This is a genomic window from Neorhizobium sp. PAMB6716 (assembly GCF_058242805.1).
Genome location: NZ_JBZAYW010000002.1, coordinates 553,536 through 568,096, shown reverse-complemented (window position 1 = coordinate 568,096; position 14,561 = coordinate 553,536). Strand labels below are relative to the sequence as shown.

General features: G+C 58.8%; 11 protein-coding genes and 3 pseudogenes. 5 read left to right on the top strand and 9 right to left on the bottom strand.

Going from position 1 to position 14,561, the window contains the following annotated elements; all coding sequences use genetic code 11:
• Window position 1: 1 nt before the first annotated feature.
• From AC4CWH_RS21240 to AC4CWH_RS21230, 3 genes are read right to left on the bottom strand one after another with little or no spacing between them, the layout of a single operon-like run.
• Window positions 2–844, bottom strand: coding sequence for a carbohydrate ABC transporter permease (locus tag AC4CWH_RS21240; protein ID WP_491322205.1), 843 nt, complete (start codon window positions 842–844; stop codon window positions 2–4).
• Window positions 841–1,782 carry a carbohydrate ABC transporter permease gene (locus AC4CWH_RS21235; protein ID WP_491286694.1) on the bottom strand — a complete coding sequence of 314 codons (942 nt, stop codon included), beginning with the start codon at window positions 1,780–1,782 and terminating at the stop codon, window positions 841–843. The genes AC4CWH_RS21240 and AC4CWH_RS21235 overlap by 4 nt, the downstream gene beginning before the upstream one ends.
• Before the next feature lie 15 nt (window positions 1,783–1,797).
• Window positions 1,798–3,051 carry a sugar ABC transporter substrate-binding protein gene (locus AC4CWH_RS21230; protein ID WP_491322204.1) on the bottom strand — a complete coding sequence of 418 codons (1,254 nt, stop codon included), beginning with the start codon at window positions 3,049–3,051 and terminating at the stop codon, window positions 1,798–1,800.
• 247 nt (window positions 3,052–3,298) lie between these two features.
• Between AC4CWH_RS21230 and AC4CWH_RS21225 the strand changes: the two genes are divergently transcribed.
• Genes AC4CWH_RS21225 through AC4CWH_RS21215 form a run of 3 tightly spaced genes read left to right on the top strand, consistent with a single transcriptional unit; the run spans window position 3,299 to window position 7,839 of the window.
• Window positions 3,299–4,522 (top strand): ROK family transcriptional regulator, encoded by a 1,224-nt coding sequence (locus AC4CWH_RS21225; RefSeq protein ID WP_491286696.1) that lies wholly within the window; start codon window positions 3,299–3,301, stop codon window positions 4,520–4,522.
• 21 nt (window positions 4,523–4,543) lie between these two features.
• Window positions 4,544–6,943: a PIG-L family deacetylase gene (locus tag AC4CWH_RS21220; protein WP_491322203.1), complete on the top strand. Its 2,400-nt coding sequence runs from the start codon at window positions 4,544–4,546 to the stop codon at window positions 6,941–6,943.
• A 50-nt stretch (window positions 6,944–6,993) separates the two neighbouring features.
• Window positions 6,994–7,839, top strand: a complete 846-nt coding sequence (locus AC4CWH_RS21215; RefSeq protein ID WP_491322202.1) for a DMT family transporter — start codon at window positions 6,994–6,996, stop codon at window positions 7,837–7,839.
• A gap of 68 nt (window positions 7,840–7,907) precedes the next feature.
• Here AC4CWH_RS21215 and AC4CWH_RS21210 read toward each other — a convergent pair.
• Together AC4CWH_RS21210 and AC4CWH_RS21205 are read right to left on the bottom strand one after the other, a co-directional pair.
• Window positions 7,908–8,114 (bottom strand): annotated as a pseudogene (locus tag AC4CWH_RS21210) (IS5/IS1182 family transposase); the annotation flags it as partial.
• Between the two features lie 41 nt (window positions 8,115–8,155).
• Window positions 8,156–8,762, bottom strand: a pseudogene (locus AC4CWH_RS21205) (transposase); the annotation flags it as partial.
• A gap of 349 nt (window positions 8,763–9,111) precedes the next feature.
• On the opposite strand from AC4CWH_RS21205, the pseudogene AC4CWH_RS21200 reads away from it, so the two are divergent.
• Window positions 9,112–9,747, top strand: a pseudogene (locus tag AC4CWH_RS21200) (IS5 family transposase); the annotation flags it as partial.
• Between the two features lie 188 nt (window positions 9,748–9,935).
• On the opposite strand, the gene AC4CWH_RS21195 reads toward AC4CWH_RS21200, so the two are convergent.
• Window positions 9,936–10,082 carry a DUF1127 domain-containing protein gene (locus AC4CWH_RS21195; protein ID WP_070150011.1) on the bottom strand — a complete coding sequence of 49 codons (147 nt, stop codon included), beginning with the start codon at window positions 10,080–10,082 and terminating at the stop codon, window positions 9,936–9,938.
• A 217-nt stretch (window positions 10,083–10,299) separates the two neighbouring features.
• A complete protein-coding gene (locus AC4CWH_RS21190; RefSeq protein ID WP_491322201.1) occupies window positions 10,300–11,844 on the bottom strand; it encodes a putative bifunctional diguanylate cyclase/phosphodiesterase in 1,545 nt (514 codons plus the stop codon).
• Between the two features lie 411 nt (window positions 11,845–12,255).
• Between AC4CWH_RS21190 and AC4CWH_RS21185 the strand changes: the two genes are divergently transcribed.
• Window positions 12,256–13,365 carry a Fic family protein gene (locus AC4CWH_RS21185; protein ID WP_491322200.1) on the top strand — a complete coding sequence of 370 codons (1,110 nt, stop codon included), beginning with the start codon at window positions 12,256–12,258 and terminating at the stop codon, window positions 13,363–13,365.
• 122 nt (window positions 13,366–13,487) lie between these two features.
• On the opposite strand, the gene AC4CWH_RS21180 is transcribed toward AC4CWH_RS21185, so the two are convergent.
• Both AC4CWH_RS21180 and AC4CWH_RS21175 read right to left on the bottom strand, forming a co-directional pair.
• Window positions 13,488–14,144, bottom strand: a complete 657-nt coding sequence (locus AC4CWH_RS21180) for a hypothetical protein (RefSeq protein ID WP_491322338.1) — start codon at window positions 14,142–14,144, stop codon at window positions 13,488–13,490.
• Window positions 14,145–14,320: 176 nt separating this feature from the next.
• Window positions 14,321–14,560: a flagellar hook protein gene (locus tag AC4CWH_RS21175; RefSeq protein ID WP_491286702.1), complete on the bottom strand. Its 240-nt coding sequence runs from the start codon at window positions 14,558–14,560 to the stop codon at window positions 14,321–14,323.
• Window position 14,561 lies beyond the last annotated feature (1 nt).

The window sequence follows — 14,561 nt, the reverse complement described above, 5'->3', positions numbered from 1 at the left end:
ATTATCCTTTAAGGCCTGCAAGCATCACGCCGCGCACGATGTAGCGCTGCAGGACGAGGAACACGAGAAGTGTGGGCAGAGTGGCGATCGCGGCGCCCGTCATGATCATCTCCCACTGGATGGACTGCTCGACGGCAAAGCTGGAGAGTCCGACCGGCAGGGTATAAAGTTCCTTGCTGGTGGTGACGATCAGCGGCCAGAAGAAGGCGGTCCAGTTGCCGAGGAAGGTGAAGATCGCAAGCGCCGAAAGGGCCGGCGTCACCAGCGGCATCGCGACTTTCCACCAGATCTGGAACTCGTTGAGGCCATCGACGCGCGCCGCCTCTATGAAATCGTTGGGCACGGTCTCGAAGAACTGCTTCATCAGGAACGTCCCGAAAGCCGTCATCATGCCGGGAAACATGATGCCCCAATAGCTGTCAAGCCAGCCAAGCTGGCTCGACATCAGGTACCACGGAATGACCAGCATCTCGGTCGGGATCATCAAAGTCGAAAGAATGGCGATGAACACGAATTGGCGGCCACGGAACTGGAACTTGGCCAGCGTATATCCGACGAGGCTGTCGAAGAAGCAGTTCGAGATTGTAACGGCGACCGCCACAAGCGTCGAGTTGAAGAACCAGCGCATGAAGCGGCCGTCGGCCAGTACCGCCACGTAATTGGCAAGCGTCGGAGCAGCCGGAATGAGGCGCAGATCATAGACCTGGTCGGCGGTCTTCAGCGAGGTCGAGAACATGAATGCGAGCGGCGAGATCATGATCAGCCCGCCGATGAACAGCAATGTCCAGGTGACGATGCGGCCGGGGCGGATGTTGGCGCGGTGAAGTGTCGGGGCTTCGCTCATTTCTTTTCCCTCAGGATGAAGAGCTGCAGCAGCGAGACGATCATCAGGATCACGAACAGCACCACCGTCTGGGCGGCCGCATAGCCCATGGCATAGGAGTTGAAGGCTGTCTGGTAGATCATCAGCACGAGGGGTTTGGTTGATCCGAGCGGCCCACCGGGATCATTGGTCGTCATGTTGTAGACCTGATCGAAGATGCGCAGGAAACCGATCGACGAGAAGACGACGAGGAAGACCGTGGTCGGCTTCAGCAGCGGCAGCGTGATCTTGCGCAGGATCGCCCATTCGCCGAGACCATCGATGCGGGCAGCTTCGTAGAAGGTCGAAGGAATGGCGCGCAGGCCGGCCATGAAGATGATGATCTGAAAACCGAGGCCGGCCCAGATCGCCGTGATCATGATCGAGAACAAGGCCTGATCGGTCGAGCGAATGAAGGGCTGCTGCGCAATGCCAAAAAGCCCGAGCATGTCGTTGATGATGCCGATCGGCGGCGGCTGGTAAAACCAGCGCCAGACCCAGGCCATGGCGGCGGCCGTCGTCAAAAACGGCAGGAAATACAGCGCCCGGATGAAGTTGTGCATAAAGCGGACGCGATCGAGGAAATAGGCGATGCTGAACGCAAGCACCAGGCTGATCGGCGTGCCGACGATCAGATAGGTGAAGGTGTTCTTGAACACCTTCCAGAACTGGGGATCCTTGAAAAGCTTTATGTAGTTGGCAAAGCCGATAAGCTTTGCAGGACGCATCAGGTCCCAGTTTGTGAACGACAGGTAGAACGCCTGGAGCGTCGGATAGAAGCGAATGACCGTGTAGAACAGGATCGGGAGCGCCAGAAAGCCCCAGACCCAAAGCAGTCGCTTTGTCTGCATGGAGAGGCGGTCGCCAAAGCCACCACCGGAGCGGCCCGGCGCCGCCCCCTGCCGTTCAATCATTGCCATGACCGGCTCCGTCGCTTAAGGCTTCGCCGCGTCGATGATGTCCTGTTCGGCCTCAGCTGCCTGCTTCAGCGATTCCTCAACCGGCTGCTTTTCGAGAAACACGCGGTTGACCATGTCGATCGCGTTCTGCCGCTGCGCCGCCTCGTCCGAGAACATCGTCGTATGGGCGTATTCGAGGCCTTTCAGGAAAGGTCCGAAGACCGGATCCTTGAGGTTTGCCTCCGTCATCGCGGCCGAACGCCGTGCCGGAAGTTCGCCGACTGTCTTCAGCCAGATGTCCATCGCTTCCGGGGAAGAGATATAGGCAAGGAATTTTTTCGACGCTTCCAGTTCCTCACCGCTGGTCTTGGCGCTGATGCCGTTGGCGAAATAGCTGGCATAGTTGGAACGCACGCCTTCGGAATTGGCTGGCAGTTCGGTGACGCCCCACTCGAAATCCTTGATGGACCTGAACGAGCCCAGGCGGAAGGTGCCGTCGATGGTCATGCCGGCCTTGCCGCCGCGGAACGCAGCCTGCCCTTCGTCCATGAAACCAACCTGACCGATTTTCTTCTCAAGCTGCAGGCTGGTGTAGAATTGCAGCGCCTTCAGGCCGGCCTCGCTGTCATAGGCAACCTTCTTGTCGCCATCGCTATAGGGCTCGCCGCCGAACTGGCGGATCAACACCTCACGCCACCACTGGTGGTCCTGACCGCCCATATCGAGGGTCGATCCCTCCACGGTGATGTTGCCCGCCGCGTCGCGCTTGGCAATTTTCTGGGCCGCAACGACATATTCGTCGAGTGTTTTGGGCGGATTGTTGGGGTCCAGGCCCGCTTCGGTGAAAAGCTTCTTGTTGTAGAACAGGGCGAGCGAGCGCACTGCTGTCGGCAGGCCATAATAGTCGTCGCCGCGCTTCATGGCAGAGACGATCGGGAAAAACTCACTTTCGATCTTGTCATGCGGAAACATGTCGGTCGGGAGCGGCTGAAGGATACCGCCGGCGGCGAACTTGTCGAGCCAGCCATAAAAAAGCTGCATGACATCAGGACCCTTGCCGGACATGTTCGCGGCGATGACGCGTGTCTGATAGTCGGCGTAAGGGAAAGTGACCTGCTTGACGGTGATATCAGGGTTGGCCTTCTGGAACTCGACGATGAGCTGATCCATGGCCTTGACGCGCGTGTCGAAGACATATTGCCAGTATTCGATTTCCACGGCTTGGGCGCTGTTGAATGCCAGTGTGCTGAAGCCGGCGACGATACCGGCGAACAGAGTTGCCTTGCGCATGTGAGCCTCCAGTTTCCCAGCCGGCTTTCCGGTCTTGGGTGATCGTTCCCTTGGTCCCGTCACGCGACGCGCGATCCGGTGTTTGCTGCTGCCGGAAATCATTCCGACGCCGGCAACCTTCAAATGCTGCCGCCAGTGCCTTACGGTCTGCCGAGACTGGCGCCATGTCAATAAGATAATTTACTTGAATTAATGTATTGCCGAGCGCGGCATCACGGCGATATGTGTTAGCGACGAGGACATCGACATGACCATCCACTCCATCGGGAAGTATTCGATAGCAATTGGCAACAATCCCGAGCGCAGCCGGGATCATAATCGCCGGGTGGTTCTCGATATCGTGCGACAGCATGAAATGTTGGGTCGCGCCCATATCGCCAAACTGACCCAGCTGACGCCGCAGGCCGTTGCCAACATCGTTGACGAACTGGTCGGTGAAGGCTTGCTGATGGAACTCGGGCGCAGGCGATCCGGCCGAGGCCAGCCGCCGATCCAGTTCGCGGTCAATCCCGAGGGTGGTTTCACTCTCGGCGTCGAGATCGCCGCCGACCATATTGTCACCGTTGCGCTCGACCTGTCGGGACGACTGCGCGAAAGCCGGATCGTGGCGCTTCGGGATCCAACGCCCGAGCATGTCCTTTCGACTTTCACCAACGAGCTTGCAATGGTCAGAAACGCCATCGGCTCCAGGCTTTTGGGTACCGGAGTGGTCATGCCCGGTCCCTTCGAGATCGACGGCATGACGTCGGTCGGACCGACGACGCTTCCCGGCTGGGGCGGGCGGGACGCGACCCAGGTGCTCAGTGAGGCCTGCGGCCATCCTGTCATCATCGAGAATGATGCCACCGCCGCCGCCGTGGCAGAGCGGCTGTTTGGTGCCGGCCTTGCGATTTCCAATTTCTGCATGGTCTATTTCGGCGTCGGTCTCGGTCTTGGCATCATCCAGGATGGATCGCCATATCGCGGCGCCTTCGGCAACGCTGGCGAGATCGGACATGTCACGGTCGTACCGAAGGGCAGGAAATGCCCCTCTTGCGGGCAGCTCGGCTGCCTTGAGGGCTATGTCTCGACCTATGCGCTGAAGGAAAAGCTTGAATGCGCCGGCATTGCCGATGCCGATTTTGCCGATCTTGAACGGCTACATGCGCAGAAGCACCCGGTGATCGTCGAATGGGTGCAGGATGCCGCGACATATCTTGGTCCCATGGTGGCGATGCTTGAGAACATTCTTGACCCGCAGACGCTGATCCTTGGCGGTGCCTTGCCCGACGCGATCATTGATGACGTGATCGCCGGCCTTTCTCCCCTGCCGACATCCGTTGCGAGCCGAAGGCAGCGCGAGCTACCGCGCGTCCTGCGTGGCAAGACCGGCCAGCTGACCGCTGCACTCGGCGCCGCCGCCCTTCCGCTTTTCGACATGGTGACCCCGAAGCTGGAAATCTCGCTTCACGCTTCGGCCGCCAATCCCTGATAACAGTCCAAGGAGGCACGCATGCTGACTGCCCGCGAACGCATCGAACGTCAGATGAATGATCCTTCGCTGGTGCGCCTGCACCGCAAACTGAGCCGGCTGCGCTCGACTGTTACGATGATGAATACCGGCGCTCACCCGGATGACGAACAGAACGGACTGCTCGCCTGGCTGCGTTTCGGTCTTGGCATGCGGGTGATCATCGCCTGTTCGACGCGTGGTGAAGGCGGGCAGAATGCGCTCGGTCCCGAAAGGCTTGGAGCGCTCGGCGTCGTCCGGTCCCGAGAGATGGAGGAAGCCGCCCGGGTTCTCGATGCGGACGTGTTCTGGCTCGGCCATGGCCCGGCAGACCCGGTCCATGATTTCGGTTTCTCCAAGAATGGCGATGCAACGTTTGGCCGGTGGGGCGAAATGCGGATCGTCGAGAGACTGGTCCGCGCCTACCGCATGGAGCGGCCGGACATCGTCATTCCGACATTTCTCGACGTGCCGGGCCAGCATGGCCACCATCGTGCCATGACGCGGGCTGCGGAAACGGCGATCGCGCTGGCGGCGGACGGCACGGCCTTCCCCGAGCATTTTGACGAGGGGCTGACACCCTGGACGGTCGCCAAATACTATCTGCCGGCCTGGTCCGGAGGCGGCGACACATATGATGACGAGGTGCCTCCGCCGGATGCCACCGTGACCGTTCTGGCTGCGGGAAGGGATCCGGCAACCGGTGCCGAATACGGTCGTATCGGCGAGTGGTCGCGCTATTACCACGCCTCGCAAGGCATGGGTCATTGGCCAATGCTGGCAAAGAACATCTGGCCCCTGTCCCTGAAGCTCCCTGCCCCTGTCTGCGAACAATCCGTCATCGAAAACCTCCCGGCTAACCTGGCGGCCCTCGCCACCTTTTTCCCTGAACGACCGGGCGATGTCGCGGATCTGCTGCGGACGGCAGATGCTGCAATCGGTGCTGCCATGGCAGCGTTTCCCGATCGCGACGGGATCCTGTCAAACCTCCAGGACGCCGCCAAACAGCTTGATCGCGTTGCAGAAAACGCCCCGGACACATTTCGTGCGCTGCACGGCCATCGGATCGACCGTAAGCGACGGGAAATCGATGCGGCGCTTCTCGAGGCTTCGGCAATCTTCGACCGCGCCTATACCGATACGACGACGATCTTTCCGGGCGGCACTGCGACCCTCGTTGTTGAACTTGGCGAGGGTGCGGCGAGCCGTGATATCGAGGTCCTGCCGGTCCTTCCGGCGGGCGTGACGTCCAGCCTTCAGTCGAGCGACCGGCATCGCCGTTTCCTGCTGAGCGCAGAAACATCTGCCCCGCATTCGCAGCTTTACCGGCCGGCATGGTCTGCAATCGGTGGCAACGGCCATGGATATGTCAGGGTTTCCGCCCGCATCGGCGACCACATAGCCTCGGGACTGTTTGATCTGGAAGAGGCGTTTTCGGTCGCGCCGGCACAATCGCTTCAGCTCTTGCCAGATGCCATTCTTATGCCGCTGGATAGCTGGCAAACCAGGTGGCCGATCAAGGCGAGCCTTGAAGGGCCGCAAGCCCCCGTGTCGTTCCAGCCGCCGTCCGGCTGGTCCATCGATACCGCGGAAGAAGGCTGGACCATCTGCGCAAACAGAACGCCAGAACCGGGCCTCGTCAAGATCGAGCCACTGATCGGCGGACGTCCCGGCTACAGGACGACGCCGATCGAGTTTGGGCATATCGGCCGCACCTTTTTTCGCCAACCGGTCGAACTGAAGATCCTCAGCCTCGACCTGAAGCTGCCTGAAGGGGCAAAGATCGGGTATGTCGGTGGCGGTGCAGACCAGGTCGGAACATGGTTGTCACGCATGGGTCTCGATGTCACCGAAATGGATGCCGCAGCGCTTTCTGCTGATCTGTCACGGTTCACGACCATTGTCGTTGGATTATTCGCCTTCGGTATCCGCAAGGATCTGGCGGCCGCGACGGAACGGCTTCATCGCTTTATCGAGGACGGCGGCCATCTCGTCACCCTCTATCATCGTCCGAGCGACGGCTGGCGGCCTGATGAGACGCCCGTCCGCCGCATCGAGATCGGCAGCCCGTCGCTGCGCTGGCGCGTCACGGATCCGAAAGCGGAGGTGACGGTGCTTGCGCCCCAACACCCGTTACTGACCGGTCCCAACCAGATCGGCCCGAACGACTGGAGCGGCTGGGACAAGGAGCGCGGCCTCTACTTTGCCGCTCGCTTTGATGAGGCGTATGAGCCGCTTCTCGCCATGCACGACGTGAACGAGCAGCCGCTCAACGGCGCATTGATCTCGGCAGCGATCGGCAAAGGGCGCCACACCCATACCAGCCTGGTCCTGCATCACCAGATGGACCGTCTCGTGCCCGGTGCCTTCCGGCTGATGGCCAACTTCGTGCAGCCGGCGTGACGACGACAGGGCCTCAGAACGAGAGGCCGCACCATTCCTTGAACACGCGCATGGCTATCGGTTGGCTGTTGCTCGATATGACACTCGTTTCGGGGGGCATGACTGCGCTCGTCAAGGCGCAAGGAGCAATCTACCCGGCGTTTCAGCTCGTCTTCATCCGGGCGGTGATCGGCCTCTTGTTCATCCTGCCGCTGATCTGGCACCATCGCGCCGAGATACGTAGCGTCCGCCATCCCTGGCGCAATGTTCTGCGGATTTCCTGCAATGCGATCGCCTTGACCACGAATTTCCTGGCGATCACGCTCCTGCCGCTCACGATGGTCAATGCTGTCGGTTTCTCCCGACCGCTTGTTACCATGGCACTCGCGGTCGTGATGCTCGGAGAGACTGTCAGCCGCATCCGCTGGATAGGCGCCGGCCTCGCCCTCATCGGGGTCATGATCGTGATCGCGCCCGGCACGTCGAGTTTCGACATCAATATCCTCGTCGTCCTGGTCTCCGTCGTCTTTGGCGCATTGGCGGTTGTCCAGACGCGGGCGCTGAAGGATGAGAACACGACGGTCATGATGGTATTTTATACGGTGGGACTTGCCCTTGTCACGGCCATTCCTGCTGCTTTCACCTGGCAGCCTGTCATGCCGCTCGACTGGGTGCCGCTGCTCGGCATCGGGCTCCTCGCCCAGCTCGGCCAATACTGTTTCCTGCGCGCCTACCGGATCGCCGACGCGAGCGTACTTGCGCCAGTGGGTTATCTGTCGGTCGCATTCGTCACCGCCGTCGGATACCTCTTTTTCAGCGAAATCCCGGATATGCGCACTGTCGTGGGGATCCTGGTCATCCTCGTCTCGTTGCACGGGGCAGCCATGCTGGACCGGGCGAACCTGCGGAGCCGCTAGGCTCAGCTGAAGACCGGCGTTGGTACACCGCTCAGCGACAGGTCATCATTGGACTTTGATGGCCTCATCTATTGCGTTGCTCCCGTCAAGGCTTGCCAACGAACGGATTGCGGGCGTCCGCAGGAAAGCATTTGGGTCAAAATCGCGACGCCGATCGCAGCGTCTGTCTGCTGCGCACTGAATGAACGAGCATGCATACGCAACCCGATGATACCCTTGTATCGGCCCCTCACTGTTTCAACCAAAGCCCGTTTGCCATAGCTGGGGACAGTTTGGCATCCATATTGGGGTTCAGAAGATGCGCACAGCGGGGCTGTCATGCCCTGACAGCGGCGATAAGACCCGCAACGCCGACAAGGTGATGGCCCCTTTCGACATTTTAGGCCAGCGCCGTCAGGCTGAACTCCCCGCGAGCGTTTTCCAGGCGCCGCATCAGGAACACCTTGATACATCCATTGTTTGATCGTGCCGAACGGATCCTTGACGCTTTCGCGCCGCCGGTCCAGAATGTCTGGCCGGTCGGCACGACACTCAGCCATGCGGTCGAGCGCCCCCTCGTTCTCAAGATGCTACACGCGACGAAAGCTTCTGGTACAGCGTTCGCGCAGGCAGCACGCCTTGCAGGCGTCGCAATTGACGTAGTCGATCTTCACATTGTTGCCGGACTTGCCGTAATGGCGAGGTGAGAGCACCTGGTCTGCGGGGCAAAGGTAAATGTCCTTGTCCGGATCATAGCGCAATTGCTCCCTGGAAAAGAATCCCTCGGCCACGGCGCGACCGCGGATCGGTTTGGGCACATAGTCGGTAATGCCGGGTTTCTCGCAAGCGTCGATGTCATCGATCTTGAAGTAGCTCCGGTCTGCCACCGCCTCAATCGTGTTAACGCCGAGCGTGTCCATCACCGCCTCGACCGTCGGCGCGAGCCTCGCGAGGATCAGGGTTGTTGGTTTTCGCGTCAGTTTGGTCCATTTTTTCATTATGCGGCGATCCACTCACGCCAGATAAAACCATTGCCGGACAATCGACTACACCGGATCTGGTGCAGTTTCAGCTCGATGTCGAGCCGCGTCACGGATCTTACCTCACGCCGGCGGGAGGGAACCATCGGACAACAACATCGCCTGTCGGGCGAATGACGGGCCAAATCACCAAGGCCTTCTCCGGTAGAGTTGCCTGAAGAGAGCCGGTCTCGTTGTCAGCCATGTAGACTTGTGCGTCATGGGCTTGCGATGGAAATGATTTGGGCGGGGCATTCACTCGGCGCGGCGGCGGAGGATGCTGCCGAAGGATTTTCCACCCTGTTCGACGGTACAGCGGCATTTCTATGAATGGCGGGCCATGGGGCTTTCGTCACGGATCAACCACCACTTCGTCATGGAGGCGCGGGAACTGGAAGGGAAAGAGGCCTCTCCAACGGCTGGTGCCATCGATAGCCAAAGTGTCAAAACAACCGAAAGCGGTGGCATCCGGGGCTTTGATGCGGGCAAGAAAATCAAGGGCCGCAAGCGCCACATCATAGTCGGCACGCTCGGTCTGATGGTTGGTCTCATGGTGCACAGTGCCGATATCCAGGACCGCGACGGTGCTCCCGATCTCCTGAAATCCATTGGCAACCGTTGGCCATGGCTTCTTCATGTCTTTGTCGATGGCGGCTATGCGGGCCACAAGCTGGAAACGCGGCTGCAGAAAATCGGCAAATGGACACTCGAAATTATCAAGCGCTCCTCCATGGCCAAGGGCTTTGAAATCCTGCCGCGCCGCTGGGTCGTTGAACGGACTTTCGCGTGGCTGGGACGATGCAGAAGATTGGCAAAGGACTTCGAGACATCCATCGCTTCAGCACAAGCCTGGATAACCATCGCTCACATCCGAATGCTCACCAGGCGGCCGGCAAGATACGGATATCGGAAATCTTTTCGAGTCCGACTCTCAGCGCACATCAAATGGACTTTGCTGCAGTGCAGCCATGCGCAAAACGCAAGCCCCTCCTCCAGACGAGGGAAATCTTCAATTTAGCACTTCGGGGCGTGCCAAATACAGAAACGCCCGCGTCTTCGGCGGGCGTAGTGTCATCAGTATGGGCAGGAAAAGGCCGCTTAACGAGCGACCGACTGGCGCGCAACGCTGTGGATGTCAGCACGATCGATACCCAGGTCCTGCAGTTCGCGCGAGCTCATGCGGCCGAGTTCGGTAACGGTCTGACGGTACTTGCGCCAGTTGTTGAAAGAGCGTGCTACGTTCATGATGATCCCCTTTCGTGAGGTCTCTTGACGCCAGCAACCTTGCCTTGGTTCCAACGTCGTTTCGATGATTGGAATATAGGCTCTCGGCCAACGGGCGATAAGGCACAAGGTCTCAGGTCGGCCATGCGTCCACAGCATGGGTCCACTCAAAGAATTAGCTGAAGGGAGCAATCAGGCCCGGAAGCGGTCGAAGGCAGTGAGGCGCTTGATCGGTGGACTACGCTCTCGACTTGAAATCATGAATTTGCGAGGCGTTGATCGTTTGCTCTATTGGTTGAGGCCTGCCGAGCAGATATCCTTGACCGATATCGCAGCCTAAATCCTGCAGACGACGAAGCTGCCCCTCATCTTCTATTCCCTCAGCAGTGATCTTCACGCCAAGGCCGCTCCCGAGAGAAATTATTGCGCGGACCACCTTCCCTTGCTTATCGCTTTCTTCAAACGTTGCGACAAAACTTTTATCAATCTTAATCTTGTCGAAAGGGTAATTCGAGAGTTGCGACAAGCTTGAGAACCCTGTCCCAAAGTCATCAAGGGCGATTTTTATTCCTGCTTTAGACAGATCATTGAGAATATCACGTGCTGTCTCCGGGTCTGCAATGAGCGCGCCCTCTGTCACTTCAAGTTCCAAACGGTGCACAGGCAAGCCAACCTCTTCAAGGACCTTGACAATACGGAGCCTGAGCAGCCGATCATTCAGTTGGAGGGGCGAAAGATTGAAAGATAGAATGGTGTGGCCGGGCCAGCTCAAAGCGTCCCGGCAAGCGATGCGAAACAACTGGTCAGTCAGTTGGACGATGAGGCCAGCGTTTTCTGCCAAGGGTATGAACTCAGATGGTGGTACGAATTCACCAGTTGTTCTCTCCCATCGCGCCAGTGCCTCATAGCCAATAACTTCCCGCGTCTTGAGGTCGACGAGCGGCTGATAAAACGGCCGGATTTCATTTTGCTTCATGGCGACTCTAAGATCGGCTTCCATCCGGAGTTGCCTGACCAATTCCTCCTGCATTTCCGGGCGAAAACCGTTGACAACATTGCGTCCGGTTTTCTTGGCGGCATACATCGCGCAGTCTGAATACTGGATTGCTTCCCTTAGCGTTCCACAGTCTTCTGGAACCCGCGCAAAACCGACGCTTGCGCCCAATTCTATGCTCGCCCCCTCGATCAAGATTGGCCTGCTGATGGCATTGACCAGCCGCCTCCCCAAGGCAACCAGATCCGGACTGGTGTTCCGCTCGATGACGACGACAAATTCGTCACCGCCGAGACGGAACACCCTGTCTTCAACAAATATCTCAAGCAGGCGTTCCGCAACGACTTTAAGCGCAAGATCGCCTTTCTCATGTCCGAGCAGATCGTTGACTTTCTTGAAGCCATCAAGATCGATACTGTAGACTGCATGTTTATTTTTGTTCGAAAAGCCATTTCCTCGCGACACGACGGAATCCAGAAACCGCCTGTTTGGCAACTCCGTCAGCGGGTCGTGACAGGCGATCCAGTCGACATGCTTTTCGGCAGCCAACCGCCGCTGAATTTCTTTCGACATATCCTTGATACGCAGGGCCGAATAAATCAGGCCGAGCGACCCAGCGATATTGAGTGCGGTGAAGACCTCGTCAAGATCATATTCCTCATGGGATCGAAACAATGAATCAAGTGCCTCATGGCCGTTGAACCACAGGGCAAGGCCGTAGATAACCAGAAAGGCGACCAGCCAGGCGAATAGTTCCCACTTTGCCCGGTTACCATATGTGAGCGGCATAGCAAATTCCTGCGAACGAAGACAACGGGACACTCGCCATAGCATATTAGATTATTTAAATTTGCTCATTCATAACAGCTAAATTTTGCGTCCCGAAGCTTGTCCCGCTGATCAACGCCACTCCCTGCCGCAGCAGCTGCACCCTGCCCGCAGCACCAACCCATTCAGGCACGTGTTGGTTTTCGCGTCAGTTTGATCCATTTTTCCACTATGGGGCGATCCACTCAAGCCAGATAAAATTGTTGCCGGACAATCGACTACACCGGATCTGGTGGGACAACGCGAAATGGAAAAGTGGGTTAAATCCTGCTGAAACTCAACAACTGCCCTCGGTGTGATGAGCGAAACAAATTGCTTTTATCGCCCACAATATTGCGGCATTGTGGGCTATAAACAGGGAGTTTATCGCCCATGACGTGGAATTGGGAATTAGCCGGGTGGCCGAAGTTCGAGTGGAACGCTGAACTTCTGCGGGCCAGGGAGCAGGCATTCATGGAGAATGCGGCTATCGCTGTCGGCACCATGCGCCATCTTGGGAAAGACGACCGCGAGGAGGTCGTGATCGAGCTGCTCAGCTCCGATGCCTTGAGCACATCGGCGATCGAAGGGGAAGTCCTCGACCGCGACAGCGTGCAATCGTCCCTTCGGCGCCAACTGGGAATGTCCGCGGCCGCATTCCGCAGCAGGCCAGCAGAAGCTGGCATTGCCGAAATGATGGCGGACCTCTACCGCCACCCGCTTAACCCCATAACCGAGGATCGGCTGTTCGAATGGCACCGAATGGTCATGAACGGCCGCCGTGACATTGTTGATATCGGCACCTATCGCCGCCATGACGAACCGATGCAGATCGTCTCAGGCGCATTCGGCCGCGAGCGCGTGCATTTCGAAGCACCTCCATCCGGTCGCCTGGCGGCCGAGATGGGGAGGCTTCTGGAATGGCTGGAACAGACATCTAAAGGACCAGACCCACTTGCCGCCCTCACCCGTGCCGGCATCGCTCATCTGTGGTTCGAGAGCATCCATCCTTTCGAGGACGGCAATGGCCGCATCGGTCGCGCGATCGCCGAAAGCGCCCTTGCACGGGCAATCTCGACGCCAACCTTCAGCGCATTGTCCAAGTCGCTACTCAGACACCGCAAAGACTATTACGCCATGCTGGAAGCGGCGAGCACCACGCTTTTGATCGATGCCTGGCTCTCATGGTTTGCGGATCGCGCGCTTGAGGCCCAGAAATCCGCGGACGAGTTGGTCCGCTTCCTAATCGAGAAAACACGTTTCATGGACCGGCTGCGTGGCGCGTTGAACGAGCGCCAGGAAAAAATGCTGCTGCGGATGCTTGCCGAGGGACCAGAAGGTTTCACCGGAGGCTTGAGCGCCGGCAACTACGCGACAATCACCGGCGCTCCGCCCTCAACCATTACACGCGACCTCTCCGATCTGGTCGAGAAGGGGGCGTTGCTGCGCACCGGCGAACGCAAGGCAACGCGCTACCGGCTGAATATCGCAGCCAACGCATAGGCGGCCGGTCGAGGCGCTGCGTCAGCCGCCGGGCTAAGCGGCGACCTTCTCTGCCCCGGCATCCTCCCGGGCCAATGTCGCGAGCGCCGCCTCGACCTCACGCAACTGCCGGCGCTTGTTTGTCAGTTCGCCAGCGAACGCGAAGGCGCCACCCTGCCGCGACTTGTAGCAGGAAAGGCGGCGTTGGTAGTCCTCCAACCTCTGGTGATAATGTTCCCGCTCCTCCTCGCGTGCTCGATGCGGGAGATGGCCCCGTGCGACGTGACGCTTACCACCAGATCGATCTCGTAGTCCGCGCCGGTGCGCTGAAGCAGGGTCTGGTAGTGATAGTTGTCACCCCGGCCAAAGTGCTCGCTGTCATAGACGAGATCGAAGCCGCCGATCGATGCGATGTGGACTTCAACTTGGCTCTGAAGCTGAACGAGGGTGAGTATCTCCTTCATCAACGCCCTGCCTGCGTCCTTCCGCTCCGTATGTGGTTTTCCCATTACGGTTATGGCGAAGGCATCGCCTGATGTCGGCATTCGTCGATCGATATCCTGGCCTATTTCGCCGGTGCGACGCGTCGCCGTCTCAATCTCGCGCTCGGCATCGCGGAGCTGCCGGCGAACGGCAAAGAGATCGTCGTCATGGGCGGGGCGCAGACGCTCCAGGCGCGTAGCTGCGGCGATGATCGACCTTCGTAACATGGCACGAATGCTGGCGCGCAATCCTCGCATGCTCGTTGCGATCGCTCTCGCCAACAAAATAGCCCGGTCCATATAGGCAATGATGATCAAGGATGAAGATTACAAGGAACATACGGGCCGTTTGACATACCGCAGCCCCGTTTGGCGACACATTTTAAGACCCAGATTGGTTGCGCAGCGCCTTGGCTGACTGGGTATTATTGCCTCCTGCCGGCAACAGTCGGCGGCTCAGTGAGAGCCGCCGACTGTCGTTTCATCAACTAGATTCAGCTGGCGAACGAGTTTTCAAAGCTGAATGCGCCGGACGCATTGCTGAAGGAGAACGTGCCGGGCTTCTGTACGACGCCAGCAGGCAGCGTTGCCGAGAAGGTTCCCGAGCGGCTACCGAAGGTGTAGTTCCCCTCGACAGCACCATCAGCACCGATCGTGACCGTCGACGCGACGGTGGGCGCGCCGCCGCTTACGAGGTCCAGCATGTCGTTGTTGATTTCAATCATCTTGCTCATG

What these genes read in the sequence shown, in the direction of transcription:
- AC4CWH_RS21220 (WP_491322203.1), top strand. Translation starts at nt 4,544, where the DNA reads ATGCTGACTGCCCGCGAACGCATCGAACGTCAGATGAATGATCCTTCG.
- AC4CWH_RS21215 (WP_491322202.1), top strand. Translation starts at nt 6,994, where the DNA reads ATGGCTATCGGTTGGCTGTTGCTCGATATGACACTCGTTTCGGGGGGC.
- AC4CWH_RS21175 (WP_491286702.1), bottom strand. Translation starts at nt 14,560, where the DNA reads ATGAGCAAGATGATTGAAATCAACAACGACATGCTGGACCTCGTAAGC.
- AC4CWH_RS21185 (WP_491322200.1), top strand. Translation starts at nt 12,256, where the DNA reads ATGACGTGGAATTGGGAATTAGCCGGGTGGCCGAAGTTCGAGTGGAAC.
- AC4CWH_RS21240 (WP_491322205.1), bottom strand. Translation starts at nt 844, where the DNA reads ATGAGCGAAGCCCCGACACTTCACCGCGCCAACATCCGCCCCGGCCGC.
- AC4CWH_RS21190 (WP_491322201.1), bottom strand. Translation starts at nt 11,844, where the DNA reads ATGCCGCTCACATATGGTAACCGGGCAAAGTGGGAACTATTCGCCTGG.
- AC4CWH_RS21230 (WP_491322204.1), bottom strand. Translation starts at nt 3,051, where the DNA reads ATGCGCAAGGCAACTCTGTTCGCCGGTATCGTCGCCGGCTTCAGCACA.
- AC4CWH_RS21195 (WP_070150011.1), bottom strand. Translation starts at nt 10,082, where the DNA reads ATGAACGTAGCACGCTCTTTCAACAACTGGCGCAAGTACCGTCAGACC.
- AC4CWH_RS21235 (WP_491286694.1), bottom strand. Translation starts at nt 1,782, where the DNA reads ATGGCAATGATTGAACGGCAGGGGGCGGCGCCGGGCCGCTCCGGTGGT.
- AC4CWH_RS21225 (WP_491286696.1), top strand. Translation starts at nt 3,299, where the DNA reads ATGACCATCCACTCCATCGGGAAGTATTCGATAGCAATTGGCAACAAT.